The 25927-nt window shown below is 65.5% G+C and carries 23 protein-coding genes and 1 pseudogene; 11 read left to right on the top strand and 13 right to left on the bottom strand.

Features of this window, described 5'->3' with window-relative positions:
- Positions 1-434: pseudogene (locus IP86_RS29355) on the bottom strand (hypothetical protein); the annotation flags it as partial.
- Here IP86_RS29355 and IP86_RS11485 point away from each other — a divergent pair.
- Positions 427-1608, top strand: coding sequence for an AI-2E family transporter (locus tag IP86_RS11485; RefSeq protein ID WP_054162659.1), 1182 nt, complete (start codon positions 427-429; stop codon positions 1606-1608). The pseudogene IP86_RS29355 and the gene IP86_RS11485 sit on opposite strands and share 8 nt — an antisense overlap.
- Here IP86_RS11485 and IP86_RS11480 read toward each other — a convergent pair.
- From IP86_RS11480 to IP86_RS11460, 5 genes are all read right to left on the bottom strand, one after another.
- On the bottom strand, positions 1592-1894 hold the full coding sequence (locus tag IP86_RS11480) for an antibiotic biosynthesis monooxygenase family protein (RefSeq protein ID WP_054162658.1): 303 nt from the start codon (positions 1892-1894) through the stop codon (positions 1592-1594). The two genes, IP86_RS11485 and IP86_RS11480, sit on opposite strands and share 17 nt — an antisense overlap.
- A 171-nt stretch (positions 1895-2065) precedes the next feature.
- The gene (locus tag IP86_RS11475; protein ID WP_054162657.1) at positions 2066-3301 is read right to left on the bottom strand and encodes a GGDEF domain-containing protein; all 1236 of its coding nucleotides are present in this window, start codon (positions 3299-3301) and stop codon (positions 2066-2068) included.
- A gap of 237 nt (positions 3302-3538) precedes the next feature.
- On the bottom strand, positions 3539-4015 hold the full coding sequence (rpsI, locus tag IP86_RS11470) for a 30S ribosomal protein S9 (RefSeq protein WP_054162656.1): 477 nt from the start codon (positions 4013-4015) through the stop codon (positions 3539-3541).
- Between the two features lies 1 nt (position 4016).
- Positions 4017-4481 carry a 50S ribosomal protein L13 gene (gene rplM / locus IP86_RS11465; protein WP_054162655.1) on the bottom strand — a complete coding sequence of 155 codons (465 nt, stop codon included), beginning with the start codon at positions 4479-4481 and terminating at the stop codon, positions 4017-4019.
- A 155-nt stretch (positions 4482-4636) separates the two neighbouring features.
- The gene (locus IP86_RS11460; protein WP_054162654.1) at positions 4637-5065 is read right to left on the bottom strand and encodes a PaaI family thioesterase; all 429 of its coding nucleotides are present in this window, start codon (positions 5063-5065) and stop codon (positions 4637-4639) included.
- 88 nt (positions 5066-5153) lie between these two features.
- On the opposite strand from IP86_RS11460, the gene IP86_RS11455 reads away from it, so the two are divergent.
- The 4 genes from IP86_RS11455 (at position 5154) to IP86_RS11440 (ending at position 8687) form a co-directional block, all read left to right on the top strand.
- A complete protein-coding gene (locus IP86_RS11455; RefSeq protein ID WP_054162653.1) occupies positions 5154-5981 on the top strand; it encodes an enoyl-CoA hydratase in 828 nt (275 codons plus the stop codon).
- 149 nt (positions 5982-6130) lie between these two features.
- Positions 6131-6715, top strand: coding sequence for a CoA-binding protein (locus IP86_RS11450; RefSeq protein WP_054162652.1), 585 nt, complete (start codon positions 6131-6133; stop codon positions 6713-6715).
- 91 nt (positions 6716-6806) lie between these two features.
- Positions 6807-8087 (top strand): O-acetylhomoserine aminocarboxypropyltransferase, encoded by a 1281-nt coding sequence (locus IP86_RS11445; RefSeq protein ID WP_054162651.1) that lies wholly within the window; start codon positions 6807-6809, stop codon positions 8085-8087.
- Positions 8088-8114: 27 nt separating this feature from the next.
- A complete protein-coding gene (locus IP86_RS11440; protein WP_054162650.1) occupies positions 8115-8687 on the top strand; it encodes a TMEM175 family protein in 573 nt (190 codons plus the stop codon).
- Between the two features lie 272 nt (positions 8688-8959).
- On the opposite strand, the gene budC is transcribed toward IP86_RS11440, so the two are convergent.
- Positions 8960-9775 (bottom strand): meso-2,3-butanediol dehydrogenase, encoded by an 816-nt coding sequence (gene budC / locus IP86_RS11435; RefSeq protein ID WP_054162649.1) that lies wholly within the window; start codon positions 9773-9775, stop codon positions 8960-8962.
- Between the two features lie 83 nt (positions 9776-9858).
- Between budC and IP86_RS11430 the strand changes: the two genes are divergently transcribed.
- The gene (locus tag IP86_RS11430) at positions 9859-11598 is read left to right on the top strand and encodes a thiamine pyrophosphate-binding protein (RefSeq protein WP_054162648.1); all 1740 of its coding nucleotides are present in this window, start codon (positions 9859-9861) and stop codon (positions 11596-11598) included.
- Between the two features lies 1 nt (position 11599).
- A complete protein-coding gene (locus IP86_RS11425) occupies positions 11600-12277 on the top strand; it encodes a TetR/AcrR family transcriptional regulator (protein ID WP_054162647.1) in 678 nt (225 codons plus the stop codon).
- A 13-nt stretch (positions 12278-12290) separates the two neighbouring features.
- Here IP86_RS11425 and IP86_RS11420 read toward each other — a convergent pair whose 3' ends face one another.
- Entirely contained in the window at positions 12291-13403 is a 1113-nt protein-coding gene (locus IP86_RS11420) for a COX15/CtaA family protein (protein WP_054162646.1), read from the bottom strand.
- A 107-nt stretch (positions 13404-13510) separates the two neighbouring features.
- Here IP86_RS11420 and IP86_RS11415 point away from each other — a divergent pair, with 107 nt between their 5' ends.
- Positions 13511-13720: a DUF2842 domain-containing protein gene (locus tag IP86_RS11415; RefSeq protein WP_054162645.1), complete on the top strand. Its 210-nt coding sequence runs from the start codon at positions 13511-13513 to the stop codon at positions 13718-13720.
- On the opposite strand, the gene IP86_RS11410 is transcribed toward IP86_RS11415, so the two are convergent.
- Positions 13714-14757, bottom strand: coding sequence for a polysaccharide deacetylase family protein (locus tag IP86_RS11410; protein ID WP_054162644.1), 1044 nt, complete (start codon positions 14755-14757; stop codon positions 13714-13716). The two genes, IP86_RS11415 and IP86_RS11410, sit on opposite strands and share 7 nt — an antisense overlap.
- Before the next feature lie 130 nt (positions 14758-14887).
- On the opposite strand from IP86_RS11410, the gene IP86_RS11405 reads away from it, so the two are divergent.
- A complete protein-coding gene (locus IP86_RS11405) occupies positions 14888-16126 on the top strand; it encodes a GNAT family N-acetyltransferase (protein ID WP_054162643.1) in 1239 nt (412 codons plus the stop codon).
- A gap of 160 nt (positions 16127-16286) precedes the next feature.
- Here IP86_RS11405 and IP86_RS11400 read toward each other — a convergent pair whose 3' ends face one another.
- Entirely contained in the window at positions 16287-18602 is a 2316-nt protein-coding gene (locus IP86_RS11400) for a GumC family protein (protein ID WP_054162642.1), read from the bottom strand.
- A 292-nt stretch (positions 18603-18894) separates the two neighbouring features.
- Between IP86_RS11400 and IP86_RS11395 the strand changes: the two genes are divergently transcribed.
- Entirely contained in the window at positions 18895-20031 is a 1137-nt protein-coding gene (locus IP86_RS11395; RefSeq protein WP_054162663.1) for a glycosyltransferase family 4 protein, read from the top strand.
- 104 nt (positions 20032-20135) lie between these two features.
- A complete protein-coding gene (locus IP86_RS11390) occupies positions 20136-21686 on the top strand; it encodes an undecaprenyl-phosphate glucose phosphotransferase (RefSeq protein ID WP_054162641.1) in 1551 nt (516 codons plus the stop codon).
- A gap of 193 nt (positions 21687-21879) precedes the next feature.
- On the opposite strand, the gene IP86_RS11385 is transcribed toward IP86_RS11390, so the two are convergent.
- From IP86_RS11385 to IP86_RS11375, 3 genes are all read right to left on the bottom strand, one after another.
- On the bottom strand, positions 21880-22659 hold the full coding sequence (locus IP86_RS11385) for a DUF169 domain-containing protein (protein ID WP_054162640.1): 780 nt from the start codon (positions 22657-22659) through the stop codon (positions 21880-21882).
- A gap of 4 nt (positions 22660-22663) precedes the next feature.
- On the bottom strand, positions 22664-24568 hold the full coding sequence (locus IP86_RS11380) for a potassium transporter Kup (protein WP_054162639.1): 1905 nt from the start codon (positions 24566-24568) through the stop codon (positions 22664-22666).
- Positions 24569-24751: 183 nt separating this feature from the next.
- Positions 24752-25720 carry an SDR family oxidoreductase gene (locus IP86_RS11375; protein ID WP_054162662.1) on the bottom strand — a complete coding sequence of 323 codons (969 nt, stop codon included), beginning with the start codon at positions 25718-25720 and terminating at the stop codon, positions 24752-24754.
- Positions 25721-25927: the final 207 nt, after the last annotated feature.

Raw genomic sequence — 25927 nt, 5'->3', positions numbered from 1 at the left:
CGATAGGTCCCCCCGCCTTTCGGCACCGGCTCGCCGGGGCCGACGACCCGTGGGCTCGACGATACGCCGTACTTCGGATCGACGCGGCTGAATGCCCCGTTCTGCGCGCAGTTGGCGAGAGCCAAACACGCACCAGCAGCGGCAACGACGCGCGCGGCCCGGCCCAACGAATCTCGCTCGCGAATCCCCATAGATCCCCAAATACCATTACCGTGCTCAGCCGCCCATTTCGGACTTGCCCGAGCCACGACGTCGACGCCGGCCCACAACAGCATCGACTGGTGAACATATCGCAGAGCGATCAAGGCGAAAATGGGGAGCCCTTGCGCATGGTTAACGGTTCGCCCCGCTGCCGCCAGATTGCGCGCCGCTTGCGTCGCTGTCGTTTTGACGGAATGCTCTGCCCCGTCATCAGAGGAATCGTCCGTGACCATCCCAGTTCTCGATCGGATCCAGGCCCGCAACGATCTTGCCTGGGCGATCGCCATTGGCGGCATCAGCACCGTCGCGTTCGGCGCCCTGCTCTACACCTCCTGGCATTTTGCCGGCACGCTGTTCCTGATCTTCGCCGGCATACTGTTCGGCGTCTTCCTCAACGCACTGACCGAGCTGCTCGGCAAGGTGGTGGGCGGCCCCCACGGCGCGCGACTGTCGCTGGTGTGCTTCCTACTGGCGGCGATGTTCGTCGGCATCGCGGTGCTGGGCGGCAGCACCATCGCCCAGCAGGCTACCGCGCTGTCGGGCACGATCAAGACGCAGATCGTCAATGTAAAGACCTTCCTGGAGCGTCAGGGCGTCGACACCAGCTTCATGGAGCTGAACGCGGCAACCAACGCCGCCAATACGGCCGCTGCCGGCAGCACCGCGGCCGAGCCGCAGCCGGCCCCGCAGCCGCGCAACCTGCCCAGCGCCGGCGAGATCGCCTCCGGCGGCGGCGCCATCGTCAGTCAGACGCTGAAGCTGATCCTCGGCACCATCGGCGCGGTCGGCAATTTCTTCATCGTGCTGTTTCTCGGCCTCGCCTTTGCGGCGCAACCCGACGTGTACCGGCGCGGCCTCGAGCGCGTGGCGCCGCTACGCTATCGCTCTCAGGCCAGTGCCATCGTCAAGGACACCGGCGACATGCTGAAGCGCTGGCTCCTGGCGCAGCTCATCACCATGACGGTGGTGTTTGCCGTGACCGCGACCGGGCTGTCGCTGATCGGGATTCCGGGCGCCTTCATCCTCGGCATTCAGGCCGGCCTGCTCGCGTTCATCCCGACCGTCGGTGCGATCCTCGGCGGCCTCGTCATCGTGCTCGCCGCGATCGCCTCGGGCTGGTTCGCGGTGCTGAGCGCCTTTCTGCTGTTCCTCGGCGTCCATGCGCTGGAAAGCTACATCCTGACGCCGCTGATCCAGCGCCAGGCGATCGACATTCCCCCGGCAACGCTGTTCGCGATGCAGATCCTGCTCGGCATCGTGTTCGGGCTGTGGGGACTGGCGATGGCGCTGCCGCTGATGGCGATCGGCAAGGTGGTGATCAATCACCTCCGTGCCGAAGGCCCCGGCGGGCCTGAAGTGGTCACGACCGCCCCGCCGATCGTGCTGGCGCCTAGCCCGGAATCGTGACGACCGTATTGGTGTGCTCGACGTCCGGCGGCGAAGCGAAGAACGCGCTGACCAGGCCGCGCCACTCGGCGAAGTTGTCGGAGCCGCGGAAGTCCACGGTGTGGTTCTCCAGCGTCTCCCATTTCACCATCAGGCGGTAGCGCTGCGGCTTCTCGATCGAGCGGTGCAGCTCGAAGCCATGAAAACCCTTGGAGCGGCCGAAGGCGGCGCCAGCCTTGGCGACCGCGGCCTCGAAGTCGGCTCCGCTACCCGGCTTGATGTCGATCTGTGCGATTTCGGTGATCATGCGCGCGTCCCTCGCGATTATCTGAGGGCAAGAGCCTTATCGCACCGCGCACGGCAATTGAAGCCGGGGTTTCGAGACGCTGCCTCGCGATGTCTGCATCTGGCGTCATGGCGACAAGAGCAGCGAAGCCGGACTGCTTTCGCCATGTTCGTCATAACGGACAGGGACCGTTCAAGCGCCCATGCTGATCGCGTTGCGGACAACCACCTGCTGGCGCGGCTCGTGGCGCTGCGCAGCGCGCCGCCGCCCCTGCTCCAGCGACAGCGGCTCTTCGACGGTTGCGACCACGCGATTGCGCCCGCCGCGCTTGGCCTGGTACAGCGCGGTGTCGGCGGCCGCGAGCAGCACCTCGAGTTCGATATTGGCCGGCCCGCCGGCGACGCCGATGCTGACCGTGGTGGCGATCGGCGTGCCGTCAACCTCGAGTCCGCAGCCTTCGAACGCCTCGCGGACGCGCTCTGCCGCAGTCATCGCCTCCTCGATCGAGCACGGCAGCAGCGCGGCGAATTCCTCGCCGCCGATCCGGCCGCACAGATCCGACATCCGCAGCGAACCCGACACGATGCTGGCAAACAACTTGATCACCTCGTCACCGGCCGGATGACCGAACCGGTCGTTGATCGATTTGAAGTGATCGAGGTCGAAGATCATCACCGTGACAGGCCGGCCGGCCTCGGCTTCACGCTCGATCATGCGCGCAGTGGCCTCCGAGAAGCCGCGGCGATTGAACAGCCCGGTCAGCGGATCGAGCGACGCGGCGGTCTTGTGCGCCCGCACGGTGCGCTCCGAGACCAGCATGAAGATCACGAACACGGTGCCGACGGCGTACAGCACCAGTTCGATCGCAAAGATCAGCACCCAGACGTTGTTGCTGGCGCCGGCCCGCTGCGTCGGCAACAGTTCGGCCAAGACGATCGGCAGCATCAGCACCGTGCCGTGCAGCAGCGGCACCAGCATCGCCGGCCATTGCCGCTTCATCGTCTTGCGCCGCTCCGCGAACAGCTGGCCCGCCGTCAGCGCCGCATAGATCGCCACGATGCCGGCGCCGATCGCGACGCGCAGCGACGACAATTCATCCGGCAGACTGACGACTGCGGCGACCCAGGCCAACGCGCCGAGCACGAGGCCCGGCCAGTTCGGCTTCAGCCCGTGAAACACCCGGGCGGCGTTCCACACCATGCCGCAGGCGATGAAGCCGGCGCTGGCGAGCGACAGCACGACGATTTCCGGCACGTGCGGGCTGAGAAACTGCCACTGCGCGACGGCCGCTGCGCCCAGCAGATAGGCACAGCCCCACCAGTGCAGCGCCCGGATCTTTTCGTGCCGGCCGAAATACAGCAGCATTCCCCCGAGCAGCGTGCAGATCAGCGTCGCAACCAGGAATAACGTCGAGAAATCAAGCGACATGATGCGAATTTCCAGGCGAGTCGAATGAGCAGGCTGCAACGCCACGGATGTGCGGAAGTGCCCCGTATCATTCCCAATGTCGCTGCACCGCGTTGAAATCGGGTGTGTGCAATGCCTCGCTTTGGCGGCGAAGTTTCCAAAAATGCGATGTAACCCGCTGCCCGGCCGGCGCGCGGCGCACAAACGAAAAGGGCGCCCCGAAGGACGCCCTCTGCAGAATAGCGAGGCAGCGACGGATCAGCGCTTCGAGAACTGGAAGGAGCGGCGGGCCTTGGCCTTGCCGTACTTCTTACGCTCGACGACGCGGCTGTCGCGGGTCAGGAAGCCGCCCTTCTTGAGGACGCCGCGCAGCTCCGGCTCGAAATTGGTGAGCGCCTTGGAGATGCCGTGACGAACCGCACCCGCCTGGCCGGACAAACCGCCGCCCGCAACGGTGCAGATCACATCGTACTGGCCGGCACGGGCCGCGGCGACCAGCGGCTGCTGGATCATCATGCGCAGCACCGGACGGGCGAAGTAGGTTTCGACCTCACGCGAGTTGACCACGATCTTGCCGGCGCCCGGCTTGATCCAGACGCGGGCGACCGCGTCCTTGCGCTTGCCGGTGGCATAGGCGCGGCCGTGCTTGTCGACCTTCTTGGTGTAGGTCGGCGCGTCCGGCGCCGAAACCTTCAGCGACGAGAGCTGGTCGAGAGACTGCATGGTTTCGGACATCTTATGCGGCCCTCATGTTCTTGCGATTCATCGCGGCGATGTCGACCTTTTCGGGCTGCTGAGCTTCGTGCGGGTGCTCGGCGCCGGGATAGACGCGCAGATTGCCCATCTGGACACGGCCGAGCGGGCCACGCGGGATCATGCGCTCGATCGCTTTCTCGACGACGCGCTCCGGGAAACGACCCTCGAGGATCGCCTTCGCGGTGCGCTCCTTGATGCCGCCGATGAAGCCGGTGTGGTGGTAGTAGACCTTGTTGTCGCGCTTGCGACCGGTCAGCACCACCTTGGCGGCGTTGATGATAATGACATTGTCGCCGCAATCGACGTGCGGCGTGTAGGTCGGGAGGTGCTTGCCGCGCAGGCGCATCGCGACCAGCGTGGCGAGCCGGCCGACCACGAGACCAGTGGCGTCGATAATGACCCACTTCTTCGTGACTTCGGCGGGCTTGGCCGAAAACGTCTTCATGAGAATTGATCCATGACAGGGGGAAATTCGGCGCAGGACGCCGGACTTGACGCGCTTGTAGATAAGCGGAACGCCGTCGTCAATCCCCCAAGCCGCCAAATGATCCTTATATATCAGCCACTTGTAAATACGGTGCAATAATACCATCGAAAAGATCAAGTCATTGGAATGGAATAGGTCGATGTCACATGGGCGATCGGATCGGGCGATGTGCCGGACAGCAGCGAGACCTCGCCGACCGCCAGCCGCTTGCCAAGCTTCAGCAGCCGCGCCACCGCGACGACGTCCTGACCGGGCTGCCCCTTACGCAGGAAATTGATGTTGAGATTGGTGGTGACGGCAAGCGCGACCGGGCCGATCGCCGACAACAGCACCACGTACATGGCGAAGTCCGCCAGCGCCATCAGCGTCGGCCCAGACACGGTTCCGCCGGGCCGCAACATGCGGTCGCTGTAGCGCTGCCGTAACAGAGACGTGCGACCGTCGGCGGATTCGATCGAAATGTCGCCGTGGCTGAAGGCCTGCGGGAACTCGCGATTCAAAAATGTCTCGAGTTCGGCTACGCTCATTCTCGCATGTGTCATGTCGTTCCCGCCCTGCTCTCGCTTCGACGGGTTTGTTACAATAAGGTGACGTCCGTTCCCAGCGCTGGATTCCTTCTCGGATGATTTCATGACAGCCCTGCCCGTCATCGCGGCGACCGCGTCGTCGCCGATCCTGCTGCGCGAAACCATCGACGGCGGTGTCGCGATGCTGACGCTGAATCGCCCCGTCGCACGCAACAGCCTGTCCCTCGAACTGATCACCGATCTGCAGGCCGCGCTGGATCTGATCGCACGCGACGATGGTGTCCGCGCCGTGGTGATCGCTGCCAATGGCCCGGCCTTTTGCGCCGGGCACGATCTGAAAGAACTGACCGCGCACCGCAATGATGCCGACCGCGGCCGCGCCAGCTTCAGCCGGATCATGACGGCGTGCAGCGCGATGATGCAGGCGATCGTGCTGCTGCCGAAGCCGGTGATCGCGGCCGTGCAAGGCATCGCGACCGCCGCCGGCTGTCAGCTGGTGGCAAGCTGTGATCTCGCGGTCGCCTCCGACCAAGCCAGCTTCGCGACGCCGGGCGTCGATATCGGGCTGTTCTGCTCGACCCCGATGGTCGCCCTCTCGCGCAACGTGCCGCGCAAGCAGGCGATGCACATGCTGCTGACTGGGGAGCCTGTCCCCGCAGACGAGGCCCGTGCCATCGGCCTGATCAACAGCGTGGTACCGCATGGCACCGAGCGCGACGCCGCGATCGCGCTGGCGCAGCGCATCGCCCGCAAATCGTCGCACACCATCAAGGTCGGCAAGGAAGCGTTCTACAAACAGGCCGAACTCAGCCTCGCCGACGCCTATCACTACGCCGCGCAGGTGATGACCGAGAACATGATGGCTCAGGATGCGGAAGAAGGCATCTGCGCGTTTCTCGAGAAGCGCGAGCCGGAGTGGAAGGATCGCTGAACAGCGCCCTCACCTTGCCCCGTCATTGCGAGCGAAGCGAAGCAATCCAGGGCCACGCACCGGAAGCTGGATTGCTTCGTCGCGGAGCCCGTGCTCGGACGCCGCGAAGCGGCGATCCGAGTAATCCTCGCAATGACGGCTGATTGAAAATGAACCACGACAGCTACCCCGATAACTACATCCGCCAGATCCTCAATGGCGTGAAGACGATCGCGATGGTCGGGGCATCGCCGCAGAACGTGCGGCCGAGCTACTTCGCGTTCAAATATCTGGCCGAACGCGGTTACGACATGATTCCGATCAACCCGGGCCAGGTCGGCAAGTCACTGCTCGGTAAACCGTTCGTCGCCAGCCTGCGCGACATCGACCGGCCGGTCGATATGGTCGACATCTTCCGCGCTTCCGCGCATGTGATGCCGATCGTCGAAGACGCGCTGGCGCTGTCGCCGCCGCCGAAGGTGATCTGGATGCAGCTCGGCATCCGCAACGACGAAGCCGCGGCGCTGGCAGAGGCCGCCGGGCTCAAGGTGGTGATGAATCGCTGCCCGAAGATCGAATACGGCCGGCTGACGTCGGAGATCTCGTGGATGGGCGTCAATTCGCGGACGTTGAGCTCCAAGCGCGCCCCCGCTCCGATCAAGGGCATGCGGCTGTCGCTGGATCGGACCAGCCTGGCCGGCGCCGATACGGTCGCTTCCGATCGCGCCGTGCGCGAGCGCGGCGACGGCAACTGACGGAGCGGTGCCGCCGACCTTCGCTTGACCTTGCGCCGGGTTGCGCTCAGATAGCGCGAAACCAGCAGTTCAATCGACGGAGGGATCGACCATGACCGAACGCAGCCCGGGATTTGCCACGCTTGCGATTCACGCAGGCGCGCAGCCGGATCCCACCACCGGGGCGCGGGCGACGCCGATCTATCAGACCACGTCCTTCGTCTTCAACGACGCCGACCACGCCGCATCGCTGTTCGGACTGCAGGCGTTCGGCAACATCTACACCCGTATCACCAATCCGACGACGGCGGTCCTTGAAGAACGTGTTGCGGCACTGGAAGGCGGCACTGCGGCACTTGCGACGGCGTCAGGGCACGCGGCGCAGCTCGTCGCGCTGCAGCAGCTGTTGCAGCCCGGCGACGAATTCATCGCGGCGCGAAAACTCTATGGCGGTTCGATCAACCAGTTCACCCACGCCTTCAAGAGCTTCGGCTGGAACGTGGTGTGGGCCGATCCGGACGATCTGCCGAGCTTCCAGCGCGCCGTCAGCCCGAAGACCAAGGCAATCTTCATCGAGTCGATCGCCAACCCGGCCGGCAGTATCACCGACATCGAGGCGATCGCCGAAGTGGCGCGCAACGCCCATGTGCCGCTGATCGTCGACAACACGCTGGCGACCCCCTACCTCATCCGCCCGATCGACCACGGCGCCGACATCGTGGTGCATTCGCTGACCAAGTTTCTCGGCGGCCACGGCAATTCGCTCGGCGGCATCATCGTCGATGCCGGCACCTTCGACTGGTCGAAGGACGGCAAATATCCGATGCTGAGCGAGCCGCGTCCTGAATACCACGGCCTGAAGATTCAGGAGACGTTCGGCAACTTTGCCTTCGCGATCGCCTGCCGCGTGCTCGGCCTGCGCGACCTCGGCCCGGCGCTGTCGCCGTTCAACGCCTTCCTGCTGCTGACCGGCATCGAGACGCTGCCGCTGCGGATGCAAAAGCATTGCGAAAACGCCAAGGCGATCGCCGAATTCCTGTCCACCCACAAGGCGGTGTCGGCAGTGAACTACTCGGGCCTAGCATCGAGCAAGTACAGCGCCCTCGCCCGCAAATACGCGCCGAAGGGCGCCGGCGCGGTGTTCACCTTCAGCCTCAAGGGCGGCTACCAGGCCGGCGTCGATCTGGTGTCCAACCTCAAGCTGTTTTCACATCTGGCGAATGTCGGCGACACCCGCTCGCTGATCATTCATCCGGCTTCGACCACGCACAGCCAGCTCGACGACGCACAGAAGACGGCGGCCGGTGCCGCGCCCGATATGGTCCGCGTCTCGATCGGCATCGAGGACAAGGAAGACCTGATCGCCGATCTCGACGAGGCGCTCGGCGGCTGAACCAGCGCCGCCGTCTGGGGATCGGCGATGAACGGCCATTTCGAATCGCGGCGGCTCGAGCAGCTCAGCAACACCGTGTTCGGTGTTGCGATGACGCTGCTCGCCTACCAAGCGCCGCGTGAGAAATTCGCCAGCGCCGATCCGCAGTGGCGCGAGATCTGGCATCTCTACGGCGCGTTCCTGTCGACGCTGCTGCTCAGCTTCATCGTTGCCGGCATGTTCTGGTACAGCCACCAGCGCCGGCTGGCCTATGCCACCGACACCGGCCGCAGCGAAGTCTTGCTCAACCTGCTGTTCCTGCTGTCGGTGATCCTGCTGCCGGTGACTTGCGGGCTGTACGGCAACAACTATGGCTCGCCCAATGTCACCACGCTTTATGCCGTCAACCTGCTGCTGATCGCGCTGTTCAACACTACCTTGTGGGCGATCGCCATCGGCCGGAAGCAGGACTGGCCGAGCTTCATCACGCCGGCGGGGTCGCTGACCGTGTTCGTCGCGGCGCTGCTGGCGTGTCTGGTCAATCCGCACTGGCCAGTGTTCATCTGGCCGATCGCATTCCTCTCGCCGGTGCTCAGCGCCTGGATCGAGAAACGGCGCTAGAGCGTTTCAGTTCTTGACGGAATTAGGGGTAGCGATCGGGACGGCTGCCACACATTCAACCTCATGGTGAGGAGGCGCGAAGCGCCGTCTCGAACCATGGGCCTCATGGGATGCGTTGCCCATCCTTCGAGACGCCCGGCTTCGCCGGGTTCCTCAGGATGAGGGCTCAGTGCAATGTGGAAAGGACGTTAGCGCTTCAATCAATCGATGAAGCGCTTTAGCAGCCGATCGGCATCTCGGCCGCATCCTTTGAGGCGCGCTCTGCCCGCGTCTCAGGATGACGGCTCTGCACTCGCCAAGACGCTCATCACCCGGGGCAGATTGGGTTGTCCGGTATGCGCGGTCAGTCCGCCATCGACCGGCATGGCAATGCCGGTGACATACGACGCTGCATCGGAGGCCAGGAAGGCGATGACTTGCGCGATCTCCGCAGGGGTCGCGAACCGGCCGATCGGCACCCGATCTTCCCAATCGGCCCGCAGACCGGGGATGCCCTGAATTGCGGCCAGGATCGGCGTGTCGACCGGACCGGGGCAGACCGCATTGATCCGCACCCCATCGCGGGCATGGTCGATGGCTGCGGTGCGGGTGAAATTGATGACGCCGGCCTTGGCGGCATTGTAGGCCGCGAATCCAAAATCAGCAGCGAGGCCGGAGGCTGAGGCGGTGTTGACGATCGCACCTGCTCGCTGCGCCACCATCTCCGGCAACACGGCCTTGCAGCCGAAGAACACGCCGTCGAGGTTGATCGCGAGCACCTTCTTCCAATCCTCGACCGGCAATGCGCCGATCGACGACAGGCTGCCAATCCCGGCGTTGTTGACCAGCACGTCGATCCGGCCGAACGCCGCTACCGCACCGTCGATCAGCGCTGTCACCGATGCGAAATCGGACACGTCGGTGATGATGAACCGCGTGTGTTCGACCCCGAGTTCGGTCACCAGTGCGTTGCCGGCCGCTGCGTCGAGATCGCCGATCACCACGCTCGCGCCTTCGGCGTGAAGCAGCCGTGCGGTCGCCGCGCCGATTCCGGACGCTCCGCCTGTGATCACCGCGACTTTGCCGCCAAAGCGGGTGCGCTCAATCATCCTCTTGTCCTCCCCGTTCGATGCTTATAATTATAGCGCACTATAATAACAGCGCGGCAGACGCTGCAACAGGGAGGAATGAGATGGCAGAACAGGATCGCCTGGTCGGCGGACAATTGCTGGCGAAGACGCTGAAGGCCGCCGGTGTAAGCCAGGCGTTTGCGCTGCACGGCGGACATCTCGAAGCGTTGCTCAAAGGGTGTATCGAAGAAGAGATTGCCCTGATCGATTTCCGTCACGAGTCGTCGGCGGGCCACGCTGCCGATGCGTATGCGCGTGCGACCGGCAAGCTCGGAGTGTGCATCGTCACGGCCGGGCCCGGCTTCACCAACGTGCTCTCGGCGGTGACCAATGCACAGCTCGATGGCTCACCGGTGCTGTTCATCGTCGGTGCGCCGCCGCTACGCGAGATCGAAACCAACCCGCTCCAGGGCGGGATCGATCAGGTCGCGATGGCCCGGCCGGCGGTGAAATGGGCGTTCTCGATTCCGAGCACCGAGCGGATCGCCGATCTCACCGCGATGGCGATCCGCAAGGCGATGACGTTGCCGCGGGGCGCCGTACTGCTCGAGGTGCCGATCGACGTGCTGCACATGAGCGTCGCTGCTGCCCGGGCCACTCCTCCGGCCGGTGTCGGCGTCAATCCGCACCCCGCGCCTGCCCCCGCTGAGGTCGCGCGATTAGTTGAACTGTTGCAGGCGGCCAAGCGCCCTGTGCTGATCGCCGGCAATGGCGCTGCCAATCGTGAAACGGCGGAGGCGCTGCGAGCGCTGTGTGCTAGGGTGCCTCTGCCAGTCTTCACCAAGTCGCTGGCGGCCGGCATCCTGCCGCCGGGCCACCGCTGCAATGGCGGTGCGGCGGGCAACCTCGCCGTGTTGCCGATGCTCGGAATCGATCGGCCGGACCTCGTCATCCTGCTGGGCGGCAAGCTCGGCCTGCTGCTCGGCGGACGTTCGGGCGCACTGGTGCCGCATGATGCAACCCTGGTGCAGATCCATGGCGATGCGGCCGAGATCGGCCGGATCCGCGACGTCGATCTCGCCATCCTGGCGGACTGCACCGAGGCGACGCGCGCGCTCGACGCAGTTCTGAAAGACGGCGAGTTCCGGGAGATGGAGGCTTGGCGGGCCAAGGCTGTCTCAGCAACCGGGCTGTTCGCGACGATGTTTCCCGAACGGGAAACGACCCGAGGCATCCATCCGTATCACGCGGCCCGCGCCGTGGCTGAGGCGGCTGGACCGGAGGCAAGCTACGTCTTCGATGGCGGTGAAGCGGCGTCGTGGGGCGCAGCCGCCGCGGTCGTCGACCGGCCGGGCGCGCTGCTCAGTCACGGCTATCTCGGCTGCCTGGGAATCGGACCGGGGTTCGCGATCGGCGCCCAACTGGCTGCCCCGGAACGCCGGGTGATCCACCTGACCGGCGACGGCGCATTGGGATTCCACCTTCAGGAACTCGACACCATGGTCCGGCATCGTCTGCCGATCGTCACCGTGGTTCTCAACAATGAAGTCTGGGGAATGTCGATCCACGGGCAGCAAATCATGTTCGGCAGCAACTATCATGTGATCTCGAAACTGGGCGGGACGCACTTTGCCAACATCGCCCGGGCCTTCGGCTGCCACGCCGAGCGTGTGACCCGCTTTGCCGACCTCGCGCCGGCGCTGGAGCGCGCCTTCGCCAGTGGCGGCCCGGCCTTTGTTGAGGTGATGACGGATGCCGACGTAGTCCATCCCGTCACGGTGGCGATGCTCGGTCAGGTTCAGGAAGGCAGCAACGACGTGTTGATCCCCTATTACGAGAACATCCCTGCAGACACGGCATGAGATGACGCTATCGACGAGCACTTTGGAATCCCGGCGGCGCGGCTTGGTAACAGCCGCGCACGCCCTGATCCGCGAAGCCGGCGGCGCCGGCTTTTCGATGATTCAGCTCGCCAAGCGTGCGGGAGTAAGCCCGGCGACGCCCTACAATCTCGTCGGCACAAAAGCCGATCTGTTGCGGCTGGTCGTCCGTGACGAGTTCGCTGCGTTCGAAGCCCGCCTCGTCACCCGCCCCCCGGGCTCGCCGCTCGCCCAGCTCGAGGCGGCGGTCGATCTGGTGGTGAAACACTATTGCGCAGAACCGGCGTTCTATCGCGGTCTCTACGCTGCCATGCAGGGCGAACACGCCGCCGAGCTGCGCGGGATGATGCTCGCCGAAGGGCAGCAATTGTGGTGCGCGATGGTGCGCGCCGCAGTGGACGCCGGCGAAATCGAGCGCGTTGTGGACGATGAGGCCTTCACCGAGGTGCTGCTGCGTGCCATGGCTTCAACAACCGAGGCTTGGCTGGCCATGACCTGGAGCAGGAAGCGCTTCGCGCAGGAGATGCATTTGGCCACCCGCCTGCTGCTGCTGGGCGTCGTCACCAAAACGGCTCGCAGCCGTATCGTTGCTGAATTCGCATCGTCGCGGCGAGGCGGTGCGCGAAAGCCTGCGCGTCCGAACAGAAGCCCGATGCCGTAGTCCGCGGCAGCGACTATGCCGATCGGATTGGCTCGGACGGCACCGCCAGTCGCCCGGTGGGGCTGCGATCGAGCGCGGTTCGATCCTCACGCGCCGCCGTCAGCCGTTCAGCCTGCAGCACGGCCAGCGTCAGCACCACCAGCGCCATCGCCTGATGCGCCAAGGCGAGGTCGATCGGCACGGCGTACAGCACGGTGAAGATGCCGAGCGCGGCCTGCGCCGTGAGTGCCAGGAACAGCAGGGCTGCGCCGCGTGCTGCGGCCCCTGCCCGCGCCTGCAGCGCATCGATCATGTGCATGGCTGCCAGCGCCCACAGCGCATAGGCCATCATGCGGTGATCGAATTGCACTGTGAGATGGTTTTCGTAAAGGTTCTTCCACCACGGCGTCTCGAACCACAGCCGCTCCGCCGCCGGGATCAGCCCGCCGTCGATGGTCGGCCAGGTGTTGAATACCCGGCCGGCGCGCAGGCCCGCGACCAGCGCGCCGAGAAACAACTGGATCAGCGTCATCGCCAGCAGCGCGATCGCGGTGATCTTCAGCCGCGCCGCCGCCAGCACCGGCGGCCGATCCGACAGTCGGCGCAACGTCCACACGATCGAGGCGTAGATGATCAGCGCCAGCGTCAAATGAATCGCGAGCCGCACCTGCGACACTTCGGTCCGCTGCGAAAGACCGGACGCGACCATCCACCAGCCGACTGCGCCCTGCAGGGCGCCCAGCGCGAAGATGCCCCACAGCGCCCGCTTCCACTCCGGCCCGATCGCGCCGCGCCACAAAAACCACAGGAACGGCAACAGATAGGCGATGCCGATCACGCGGCCGAGCAGCCGGTGACTCCATTCCCACCAGAAGATGGTCTTGAACTCGCCGAGCGTCATGCCGGCGTTGAGTTCGCGATACTGCGGGATCTGCTTGTAGCCGTCGAACGCAGCGTGCCACTGCGCGTCGGTGAGCGGCGGCAGCGTGCCGGTGATCGGTTTCCACTCGACGATCGACAGGCCGGATTCGGTGAGCCGCGTTGCGCCGCCGACCAGCACCATCACGGCGATCAGCGTCGCCACCAGCGTCAGCCAGATCCGGACGGCACGAACACGGGACGAACGAGGTGCCGCTGCTGCGGTCATAAAGCATACCTTGAACGGATTAAGGCGCCCCTTATAGTCCGGCCACATTTGCGCGCAAAGCGCCGCGAGGCCGCATCAAGCGCGTGTGACCGGGACCCGTCATCGCCATGAACATCCGCACTCGAAAACTGCTCGGAACCATCGTGCTGCTGGTGATCGCGATCGTGTGGTCGCTGACCGCGATGGCGATCGCGCAGGCGCCGGTGATCGCCGAGTCCAAATGGCTGCAGGCCGTCTATTACGTGGTCGCCGGTCTCGGCTGGGTGCTGCCGGCGATGCCGGTCGTCACCTGGATGTCGCGGCCCGATCCTCAATAGCGTCGGCCGAGCTGCGTAGCGGCGCCCGGCATCATCCCCGAAAGCAGGACGCGCAATCCGCGCAGCGATTTGCGCCGGCCGTCCCAGGCGATCCGCGGCAGCATCTGCGGCAGCGGCGACGCGCCGGCGCAGATCACGCCCGGAATCGCGCTGACAGCGCTGGCATAGCCCAGCTGTTCGACGATCCGTACGTCGCGGGCCGTGAAGCTGCCTTGCTCGCCATACGGATAAGCGAAGTGCGCGGCGTCGCGGCCGAGCGCGGCCCGCAACACGGCGCCGCCCATCGCGATCTCTCGCTGCGCGAGAACGTCGCCGACATTGGCCAGCCGCGGATAGTTGACCGTCGCGCTGCCGATCGTCACCTGCGGATCCGATGCCAGCCGCGCCAGCTCTTCCCAACTCATCACCGCCTCGCGCGTCAGCCGCCGCACGTCGACGCCATAGCGCCCGCACAGATCGTGCACCGCGGCCGCCAGGTCCTGCGGCGGCAACGCACGCAGCCAGTTTCCGACGAAGCGGAACACCCGATATTTGTCGTCGACCGTGGCGGTGTCGAAATGACGCTCGGCGTGATCGATCATCAGCCCGACGCGATCGTGATCGGCGATCACCTGCTCCAGCGCCATCCACCAGGCTTCCCCAAGTCCGTCCGGGAACGCGGTCGGCAGATACACCGCGAACGGAGCCTTGTGCCGCGCCAGCACCGGGTGCCCGAACGAGATCAGGTCGCGCGAGCCGCCGTCGAATGTCAGGCAGACGAAACGCCCCGGACGCGGCCGCGTCAGGCGCGCGAGCAGGTCGGCCGGCGAGACGATGTCGCAATCCCACCGCCGCAACGCGCGTAGCAGCCGGTCGAGAAATTGCGGCGTGATTTCGCGGTTGCGCAGCGGCTGGAACTTCGCCTTGCGGGTCGGCCGCACGCGTTCGAACCGCAGGATGACACCGCAGCCTCCGCCTCGTGCCTGCGCAAGCCGTGCGAGTCCGCTGAAATAGGCGAGCTCGAGCCCTGCCGCCGCACCCAAGCCACCTGCTGACAAGCTCCGTCCCCCGGTCTCACGGCGCCCTCCCGCCCCGTTTCATCGCAGCTCATTACGGTTTGTTGATGTTTGTTTGTAAAGGTCCGCGTGATCTCAAAGCTACAAAGAATTAACTAAAGGAAGTTCGCCGATGGCGACGACGGCCGTGCTGAGCAAAGGCCGATCTGCGGACCAAGTTGCCTCCTCGGTGCAGCCAGGCCGCATCGCACGCGTCGACATCGTCCGTGACATGGCGGCGGCCGAGCCGATCTGGCGCGTGCTGGAACGGCCGGAACACGTCTCCACTCCGTATCAGCGCTTCGATTTCCTCAACGCCTGGCAACGCCATGTCGGCGCCGCCGAGGGCACCGAGCCGTTCATCGTGATCGCCAGCGACGCCGAGCATCGCCCGCTGCTGTTGCTGCCGCTCGGCCTCGAACGCCGCGCCGGTCTCCGCATCGCGAGCTTTCTTGGCGGCAAGCATCCCACCTTCAACATGCCGCTCTGGCACCGTGACGTGGCGAAGACCGCCGGTGCTGGCGAGATCGCGGCGCTGATCGCCGGCTTGCAAGCTGCACCGCACGGCGCCGACGTGCTGGCGCTGCGTCAGCAGCCGCTGCGCTGGCGCGATCTCGCCAACCCGATGGCGCTGCTGCCGCATCAGCCCGCCGTCAACGACTGCCCGGTGCTGGTGCTCGAGCCCGGCGCACCCGCGACCGACCGGATCAGCAACTCGTTCCGCCGTCGCCTCAAGAGCAAAGAGAAGAAGCTGCAGGCGCTGCCCGGCTATCGCTATGCGCAGGCGACGACCGATGCCGATATCGAGCGCCTGCTCGCCGCGTTCTTCCGCATCAAGCCGATCCGGATGGCGGCGCAGAAGCTGCCCGACGTCTTCGCCGATCCGGGCGTTGCGGATTTCATCCGGCAAGCCTGCCTCACCAAGCTGGCGGACGGCGGCCGCGCCATCGATATCCACGCGCTGCAGAGCGACGACGAGATGATCGCACTGTTCGCCGGCGTCGCCGACGGCGAACGCTATTCGATGATGTTCAACACCTACACACTGTCGGACGCCGCACGCTACAGCCCGGGCCTGATCCTGATGCGGTCGATCATCGATCACTACGCGGAGCGGGGCTATCGCCGGATCGACCTCGGCATCGGCTCCGACGACTACAAGAAGATGTTCTGCAAGGATCTCGAGCCGATCGTCGACAGCTACGTCGCCCTGTCGCCGCGTGGTCGCCTCGCCGCCCCCGCGATGGCCGCCTTGGCGCGCGCCAAGCGCACCGTCAAGCAGAGCCCGGCCCTGAAGCAGATGGCGCAACGACTACGCGCCGTTCTGCAACGCAAGGGCCCCGCTCAGGCCACCGACGAGTCCGCGACCTAACTGCCGTCGCCGCCTCCCCAAGTGAACATCTTGTCCACGCGCCACGGCCGGGTTGTACCGGCATCGACGTCATTTTCACGGACCCAAGTGTGCAAGGTGTAGATGCCCGGCACGAGCCCGGGCATGGCGACGCAAAGTCAGTAACTCGTCGCTTCAGCCCTCACGCTGCGGCGGTGTGTTCACCAGTCTCGACGACGTCGGCCGGGCGCGGTGCGGCGGCGACCATGGTGACGTCGGAGAAGCCGACCGCCTTGAGCTGCTCGGCCATTCGCGCGCGGGCGTCCGCCGCCATGGTGGGCGCCGGCACCACCACCGCCTGAGCCTGCGCCGTGAGGAGTTCCGCGGGCAAATCCGCCGCCGTCCCGGCGTCGAGCAGCACGTGATCATACACGCGTAGCAACGCGTTCAGCGCCAGGATCAGCCGCGGCGATTGCAGCAGGCTGCGATCGAAGCCGGGGCGGCCGGCGCTGACCAGATGCAGCGCGCTGCCGCGGTCGCGGGTAATCACCTGGCCGAACGAGGCATCGCCCTGCATCAGTTCGGCGAGCCCCGGTGCGGCCGGATCGGCCGACACCGATTTCAGCATCCCGGAGGATTCCGACAAGTCGATCAGCACCACCTTGGCGTCCTGCGCCAGTCTTCGCGCGAGTGTCAGCGCGGTTGCGGTGACGTTGTCAGTGAACCCCGTCCCGAGCACGGTGACCTTGCGAGCCGCTTCGCCGGCACCGCGCAGCCGCTGCGCGAGCGCTTCGATATCGTCTGACAGGGCTTGCTCGGCGACGCTCTCGGGCGGCGTTGTTGCGGCGAATACGACCGGATCCATCGGCGCGGCCGGTACGGCTGCTGCAGCCGGCGACGCCGGAACCAGCACTGGCTCGATGATGGGGGCCGCCGTGGCAACAGCGCGCGGCTGCGTCATACGCAGCAGTTCGCCGGTGGCGATGCTGCCGGCGCTCAGCACCAGCGCAGCCAGCGTCGCGATCAGCACGATCGGCAGCTTCTTCGGATAGGCCGGGGTATTCGAGACGATTGCGCGGGAAATGATCCGGCCATCGGCCGGCGCCTGATCGATGGTCTCGCGGGTGGTCGCCTCGCGATATTTGGCGAGGTACGTCTCCAAAAGATCGCGCTGCGCCTTGGCTTCGCGCTCGAGCGCGCGGAGCTGCACGTCCTGGCCGTTGGTGGACGACGCCTGCTTCTTCAGCTGCTCGAGGCTGGCGGTGAGGCTGTCGACCCGCCCGCTGGCGATCCGGGCATCGTTCTCGAACGAGCGCGACAGCTTCATCGCCTCGTCGCGTAACTGACGATCGAGATCGGCAAGCTGCGCCTTCAGTTCCTTGATCCGCGGATGATTGTCGAGCAGCGTCGACGATTGTTCGGCGAGCTGCGTGCGCAGCATCACGCGCTGCTCCGACAGCCGGCGGATCAGATCGGAGTTCAGCACCTCGGAGGCCTCGATCGGGCGACCGCCCTGCAGCATCTCCTTGATCAGTTTGGCCTTCGATTCGGCGTCGGATTTCAGCGCGCGCGCATTGCCGAGCTGGGTGTTCAGCTCACCGAGCTGCTGGTTCGACAGCGTGGTGTTGTTGGTGCCGACGAACAGGCTGGACTTGGACCGAAAGTCTTCCGCCTTGGCCTCGGCGTCGGCGACCTTCTTGCGCAGCGAGTCGATTTCACCGGACAGCCACTGCCCCGCCGCGCGCGCCTGCGCCTGGCGTGCATTCTGCTGCAGCACGAGGTACCCGTCAGCGATCGAGTTGGCGACCCGAGCCGCCAGCTCCGGGTCGCGGGATTGAAATTCGACCACCATCACCCGCGACTTGTCGACCGCATAGGCGGTCAGCCGCTCGTAATAGGCGTCGAGCACCCGCTCTTCCGGGGTCATTGAAAACGGATCGCGGCCGATGCCGATCAGCGCCAGCAGCGACTTCAGCGGATTGATTCCCTGCAGCACCGGATCGAATTCCGGACGCTCGGCGAGCTTGTTCTTCTTGATCACATCGAGCGCGAGCTCGCGCGACAGCAGCAGCTGGACCTGGCTGGTGACGGCTTCGGGATCGAGCGCGGTGCGCTGTTCGTCGCGCTCGCCGTTCGGGCGCAGGAAGATGTTTTCGCGACCGTCGATCAGGATACGCGCTTCGGATTTGTAACGCGGCGTGATCAGGTTCACGACCGCGAGCGACAGCACCAGCGCCAGCAGCGTCGGCGCGATGATCAGGTGCTTCTTTCGGGCCAGCGCCTGTCCGATCAAGCGCAGATCGATATCGCCGTCGGCGGCTGGCACGATCGGAGCCGGAGGCTGTTTGCTGCGCTTGAGGATCGGCTCTTCGGCCTGCGGGCGGCGGAGCAGCGGCTCACGAACCGCCGCCTTGATGCGCTCCGCCCGCGAGCGCGGCGCTGCCGCCGAGGAAGCGGCCGAAGCATCGTCACGATGGGCCGTCGTGTCGTTCGTCCGACGCCAGAACGCGAACCGCATTGCACACTCCTACTTGACGCGACTGACTCGACGCCCGGTCTTGCGATGCTGCGATTACATTCGATTAAGGTTGCCGGGGCGTTAAAATCCGGTTCCGGTCGACGGAAAACGGGTAGTACCGCCGCCTGCAATCATGAATTGTTAACTACGAAAGCCCTTAATCTGAATCGAGTTTTTCTCTCCGGACCGTTCCCGATGCGCCATCGCCCTGCTTCCCTCCGTCCCGACGGCGCTGACCGCGATCGCCGCCGTGCTGGCGCGCGGCCGGGAGCCGGCGGCTCGCGTGGTTGAGATGGCGGCCTCGCCGAACCAGCCCTTGCGGATCGTCCACGCGGTACGTGCACCCGTGGGCGGCATCATCCGGCACATTCTCGATCTCGCCAACGGTCAGGCCGATCGCGGCCATCACGTCGCGCTGATCACCGACAGTCTCACCGGCGGCGAGCGGGCCGAGGCCGCGCTCGCAGAGATCGCCCCACGGATGCACCTCGGCGTGTATCGGATGCCCATCCGGCGCGAACCGTCGCCGGGCGATGCGTGGATGTGGGGCCGTTTCGCGCGGCTGATCGCCGCGCTGAAGCCCGACGTGCTTCACGGCCACGGCGCCAAGGCCGGCGTCTTCATGCGGATGGTGCCGAAGCCGGCCCATGCGATCCGGGTCTACACGCCGCATGGCGGCTCGCTGCACTATCCGACGTCGACGCTGAAGGGACAGGTCTACAGCCGGATGGAACGGCTGCTGATGAATCGCACCGAGTTGTTCCTGTTCGAGAGCGAATTCGCGCGCGCCACCTACGAGCGGATGATCGGCAAACCGGAAGGCCTGGTGCGCTGCGTGTTCAACGGCGTCACCGCCGGCGAATTCGATCCGGTCAGGCCGAGCGACGACGCGACCGACGTCGCCTACGTGGGCGAATTCCGCAAGATCAAGGGCGCCGACCTGTTGATCGACGCGATCGCCCGTCTGCGGGCGGAAGGCCGGTCGTTGACGCTGACGCTCGGCGGAGACGGCGAGGAAACCCAGGCGCTGCGGGCTCAAGTGAAGCATCTCGGCCTGATCGAAGCGGTGCGCTTCAGTGGGCACGTCAAGGCCCGCAGCGGCTTCGCGCGCGGCCGCTTGTTGGTGGTGCCGTCGCGCGGCGACTCGATGCCCTATGTGGTGATCGAGGCCGCCGCAGCCGGTGTGCCGATGGTCGCCGCCAATGTCGGCGGCATCCCGGAGATCTTCGGACCGGAGCACACCGCCGCGCTGTTCGCCCCGAACAAGCCCGGCGCGATGGCGGCCGCGATCCGGACCGCGCTCGACGATCTGCCGGCGGCGCGCGAGCGGGCGCGCCTCTTGCGCGAGCGGATCTTACTGCACTTCTCGCAGAAGGCAATGGTCGAGGGCGTGCTGGACGGCTACCGGGCCGCGTTCGGACCACCGTGAGTTGATGGTTGCGCTAACGTTTTCTTGCCATTTTCCGTTTAAGTGCGTGACGGGGGTGTCTGCGCGCGGCGTTGCTGCGCGCGATGTGACAACGGAATCGCGACGTGGAACCGATCAGCGCACGCGCCATGATCGAAGCTGCCGCAACAGCGGCGAGCCCTGACCCGAACCGCCCGATGGTGGAGCGGCGCAAGCGGCTGTCTCCCGCAGCTCTCGCCGTCGCCAACCAGAAGGTGCCGCCCGCCTACTCGCCGGTGGTGATCGCCGGGCTCGTCCGGCTGGCCGACTTCGTGCTGATCGCGAGTGTCGGGATCGCGCTGTATCTCGGCTATGTGGCACGGCGCGACGGCGTGCATTGGGAATACATCGCCGCCATTCTCGCGATGACGGTGGCCGCTCTGATCAGCTTCCAGGCAGCCGACCTCTACGAAGTCCAGGTGTTCCGCCGGACGCTGAAGCAGATCACGCGGCTGATCTCGGCCTGGGCATTCGTGTTCCTGCTGTTCATCGGCGCCTCGTTCTTCGCCAAGCTCGGCGGCGAAGTCTCGCGAGTCTGGCTGTCGTCGTTCTTCCTGCTCGGCTTGGCGCTGCTGATCGTCGAACGCCTGATCCTGCGCAATCTGGTGCGGCACTGGGCGCGCCAAGGCCGGCTCGATCGCCGCACCATCATTGTCGGCGCCGACGAGAACGGCGAGAAGCTGATCCGGGCGCTCAACGCGCAGCAGGACGACGACAGCGATATCCGGATTCTCGGCGTGTTCGACGACCGCAACGACTCGCGTTCGCTCGACACCTGCGCCGGCAGCCCGAAGCTCGGCAAGATCGACGACATTCTCGAATTCGCGCGCCGCACCCGCGTCGATCTGGTGCTGTTCGCGCTGCCGATCTCGGCCGAGACGCGCATCCTGCAGATGCTCAACAAGCTGTGGGTGCTGCCGGTCGACATCCGGCTGTCGGCGCACACCAACAAGCTGCGCTTCCGGCCTCGCGCCTATTCCTACGTCGGCAACGTGCCGACGCTCGACGTGTTCGAAGCACCGATCACCGACTGGGATCAGGTGATGAAGCAACTGTTCGACCGTGTCGTCGGCGGACTGATCCTGCTGGCCGCCGCGCCGGTGATGGCGCTGGTGGCGCTGGCGGTGAAGCTCGACAGCCCCGGCCCAATTCTGTTCCGGCAGAAGCGGTTCGGCTTCAACAACGAGCGGATCGACGTGTTCAAGTTCCGCTCGATGTATCACCATCAGGCCGACCCGACCGCCTCCAAGGTCGTGACCAAGAACGACCCGCGCGTCACCCGCGTCGGCAAGTTCATCCGCCGCACCAGTCTCGACGAGCTGCCGCAACTGTTCAATGTGGTGTTCAAGGGCAATCTGTCACTGGTCGGGCCGCGCCCGCACGCGGTGCAGATGAAGCTGCAGAGCCGGCTGTTCGACGAAGCCGTCGACGGCTATTTCGCCCGTCACCGTGTCAAGCCCGGCATCACCGGCTGGGCCCAGATCAACGGCTGGCGCGGCGAGATCGACAACGAAGAGAAGATCCAGAAGCGCGTCGAATTCGACCTGTACTACATCGAGAACTGGTCGGTGCTGTTCGACCTGTTTATCCTGCTGAAGACGCCGTGGGCCCTGCTCAAGGGTGAGAACGCGTACTGAAGACTCTTCTTTTTCGGCGCCCTCTCTACGAGTCATTCCGGGGCGCGCGTAGCGCGAGCCCGGAATCCATACGCCGCAGCGTCAGCTCTTGCGGGCGGAGGTCGTTACCCTTGTGCACGATCGCGAACGCGGGGGTTATGGATTCCGGGTTCGCGAGCTGCGCTCGCGCCCCGGAATGACAAACGAGAGGCTGCTACTTCCCATACGATACGCCCATCCCCGCCCGCACGTCGGCCTGGATGCCGTAAGGCGGGATCGGATAGCGCAGGCCGTTCTTGGCGAGCTGCTTCATGCCATCGATCGCTTTCGCCAGATGCGCGGGCTGCAGCGCCATCAGCATCTCCTCGTCGGGCACGCCGCCGTAGCGGCGTTCGGCGAAGCAGGGCAGCGACAGGCTCGGCTGGCCGGTGGCGAGCGCCCTGCCCCAAGAGTCGGCGCAGGCGGTCTCGCCGACCACGCCCCAGTCGAACTTCTTGTAGCCGACATATTGCAGGCCGTTGATCAGGATGATCATCTGGCCCGGCGTCGCGTAAACGAGGCAGATGTCCGGCGGATCGAGCCGGCCGCTCGCCAGCGGCGACACCGCCATTGCCTGATAGCGGCCGAACGGCACCACGTCGAGCGCCCGCTGCCGCGCGGCGGCGTCCTCCGCCGTGCCGTGCCAGACGCCGACATAGGACTGGCCCGACAGCCACTGTTCGTCCTGCGGCGCCAGCCCGATCACCGCGCGGCACTGCGCGCCGACCAGATCGGCGGCGGTGATGCCGACTGTCCAGCCGAGCCGCGACGCCATGCTGACGATCTGGTCGGTGGTGTGGATCGCGGTCGGCCGGCGGATCTTCGGGATGGCCTCCATCTCGGCGGCGGTGGCGAACATCTTCATGCCGATCACGGTGGTCTTGAGCCGCAGCAGCGCGTTGAGATCCGCGACGATCGCGGCGAAGTCGAACGGCTGTGGTTGCTCCGGCGTCATTCCATCAGGCATTGATCTGCATCCCCACTTCGACCGCACGTCCGGTCGGGATCCGGAAGTACAAGCTGGCATCGTCGGCCCATTTCGCCATGTTGGCAAACAGCAGGCTCTGCCAGCGCGGCATCTCCGACGGCGTCGCAGGCCGGATTACCCGGCGCGACAGGAAGAACGACGTGTTCATGATGTCGAAATTGAAGTCGCGCCCCTGGCAGGCAGCGATGCCCTTGGGCACGTTCGGGCTCTCCATGTAGCCGAAGCGCAGCGTCATCCGCGAGAACCGGTCGTTGACGATCTCGATGCTGGAGCGCTCGTCTTCGGGCACGCGCGGCACGTCCTCGGTGACGACGCTGAGGATCACGTTCTTTTCGTGCAGCACCTTGTTGTGCTTGAGGTTGTGCATCAGCGAGGTCGGCGTCGAATTCGGCGTGCCGGTCAGGAAGACGGCAACGCCGCGCACCCGGCTGATCGACGACGAGCCGGAAATGGATGCGATAAAGTCGTTGAGGTCGACCTCGTCACGCACCGTCTTGCGGGCGACGATCTTGCTGCCGCGCCGCCAGGTGATCATGACCGCCATCAGCCCGCCGCCGATCAGCAGCGGAATCCAGCCGCCCTCGAAGATCTTCAGCATGTTGGCCATCAGGAAGATCAGGTCGACGGCGATGAACGGCGTGATCACCAGCGCGGCGACCGCGGCTGACCAATGCCAGCATTTCCGCATCACGAAATACGCCATGATGCTGGTGATCACCATCGTGCCGGTCACCGCAATGCCGTAAGCCGAAGCCAGCGCGCTCGACGATTTGAACGCGAACACCAGATACAACACCGCGATCAGCAGCAGCCAGTTGACGCGCGGCAGGTAGATCTGGCCCTTCTCGGTTTCGGAGGTGCGACGGATCTCCATGCGCGGCAACAGGCCGAGCTGGATCGCCTGCTGAGTCAGCGAGTAGGCGCCGGAGATCACCGCCTGGCTGGCGATGATCGTCGCCGCGGTGGCGAGCCCGACCATCGGCAGCAGCGCCCATTCGGGAAACAGGAAGAAGAACGGATTTTCCAGCCGCTCCGGATGATGCAGCAGCATCGCGCCCTGGCCGAGATAGCACAGCGCCAAAGCCGGAAACACCACGATGAACCACGCGACGCGGATCGGCTTGCGGCCGAAATGGCCCATGTCGGCGTACAGCGCCTCGGCGCCGGTGACGGTGAGAAACACCGCGCCGAGCGCGATCAATCCGGCGTGGCCGTGATGCAGCAGGAAGTCGATGCCGTAGAGCGGATTGATGGCGTTCAGCACGCTCAGATCGCCGGCGAGATTGACGATGCCGCCGACCGCCATTACGCCGAACCACAGCAGCATGATCGGGCCGAACCAGGCCGCGACCGCAGCCGTGCCGAGGAACTGCACGACGAACAGGCCGATCAGGATCGCCATCGCCAGCGGCAGGATGTAGGGATCGAACGCCGGCGTCACCAGCTTGAGGCCTTCGACCGCCGACAGCACCGAGATCGCCGGGGTGATGATGGCATCGCCGTAGAACAGCGCCGCGCCGGCCATGCCGAGCAGCGAGATCGCCGCGAAGCGGCGGTGCATCACGTGCTGCAGCAGCGCCATCAGCGTCAGCGTGCCGCCCTCGCCGTGATTGTCGGCCCGCATGATCAGCAGCACGTATTTCAGCGTGACGATCACGATCAGTGTCCACAGCACCAGCGACATCACGCCCAGCACCATCGCGGATGTCAGCGCACCACCGGCCGAAGCTGCCGTCAGGCTCTCCTTCAGCGCATAGAGCGGGCTGGTGCCGATATCGCCATAGACGATGCCGATCGAGCCGAGCGACAATGTCAGGAACGAGCTCGGCCGATGGCTCGGCGTTGCGGTCTGCGGCGCGATGACGGCATCGCTCATGGAAGGCCCCCTCGAAGCATTCGGCGTGCTTTGCGCCAGCTATATTTCAAGACAGTGCACGTGAGTATCACCTCGCGCTACTACGCGGCGAAAACACGCCGGAACCTGGTGGAAGATGAATGGATCTTTATGGATCCCTTATGGCTCACACCCCAAACCGGCATCCGCGCCACCACGGCCCGGTTATCCGAGCTTCCAGCCGACCTCGGCGGCGAAGCTCTGATAGAAGTCGAGTTCGTAGGCGCGCTCCGGCGCGGTACGGACGCGCTGGTCCAATAGATGCGCGTCGTCGCCGACCAGGATACGCCAGCGCTCCGCCCGCACGCCGTCCAGAATCACGCGTGCGGCCGCAGCCGCGCTAGTCGGTGCATCCTCGCGGAAACTGCGGGCGCGTTCCCGCGCCATTGCCCGGATATGATCGTCCGACAGGTCCGCTTCAGCGATGCCACCGGCGCGCATCCGCGCGCGCGCGGCCGCGATCTCGTCGGCGGTGAGCTCCTCACCGACATCTCCGACCTGGATCTTGCGCGAATTGGCGACGATCGAGGTGCCGATATGGCCCGGCATCACCACCGAACATTTCACATGCGGCGCATTGATCCGCAGGTCGGCGATCAGCGCTTCGGAGAAGCCCTTCACGGCGAATTTCGCCGCGCTGTAGGCGGTGTGCGGTGTGGTCGGGCCGATCGAGGCCCAGAAGCCGTTGACGCTCGAGGTGTTGACGATGTGCCCCTCGTCCGCTGCCATCAGCATCGGCAGGAAGATGCGTGTGCCGAGATAGACGCCGCCCCAGCAGATGCTGAAGGTGCGCTCCCATTGCTGGCGGCTGTTGGTGATCATGCTGCCGCCACCGCCGATGCCGGCATTGTTGAACAGGAGATGGATGTGCTCGGTGCGATGCTGCGATGCGACCTCGTCGCGGAAGCGCGTCATCTGATCTTCGATCGACACATCGGCCAGATGGGTGGTGACGCGCAGTCCCTGTGGCAGCCCGTCGGTCTCGCACAGCGCCTTGGTCTCCGCCATCGCCTCGGCGGAGACGTCGCACAGCGCCACATGGCAGCCTTCGGCGACGAGTTGGCGGGCGAGCTCGCGTCCCATTCCGGTGCCGCCGCCGGTGATCACCGCAATCCTGCCGGCAAAATCCCTCATCGCCGCGTCTCCCATCCCTGTTGTGTCGCGCCACGGTTCGAGCCGCGGCTGCAGAACGGCAGCATAGAGGGCACGGCGCGCGAAAGTCCATTGCCGCACCCATGCGATCGCGCCGGGACGGCCGTTCGTCGTCAGGCTCGATCCTGACATTGCTGCTGCTTCCGCGCCTCGCGGAATCGTCCTAGTCTTCCGCTTTCATCGACGTCG

Origin of the sequence: Rhodopseudomonas sp. AAP120, from assembly GCF_001295845.1 — a bacterium.
In the GTDB taxonomy this organism is placed as follows: domain Bacteria; phylum Pseudomonadota; class Alphaproteobacteria; order Rhizobiales; family Xanthobacteraceae; genus Rhodopseudomonas.
This window is presented reverse-complemented; position numbering and strand designations above follow the sequence as displayed.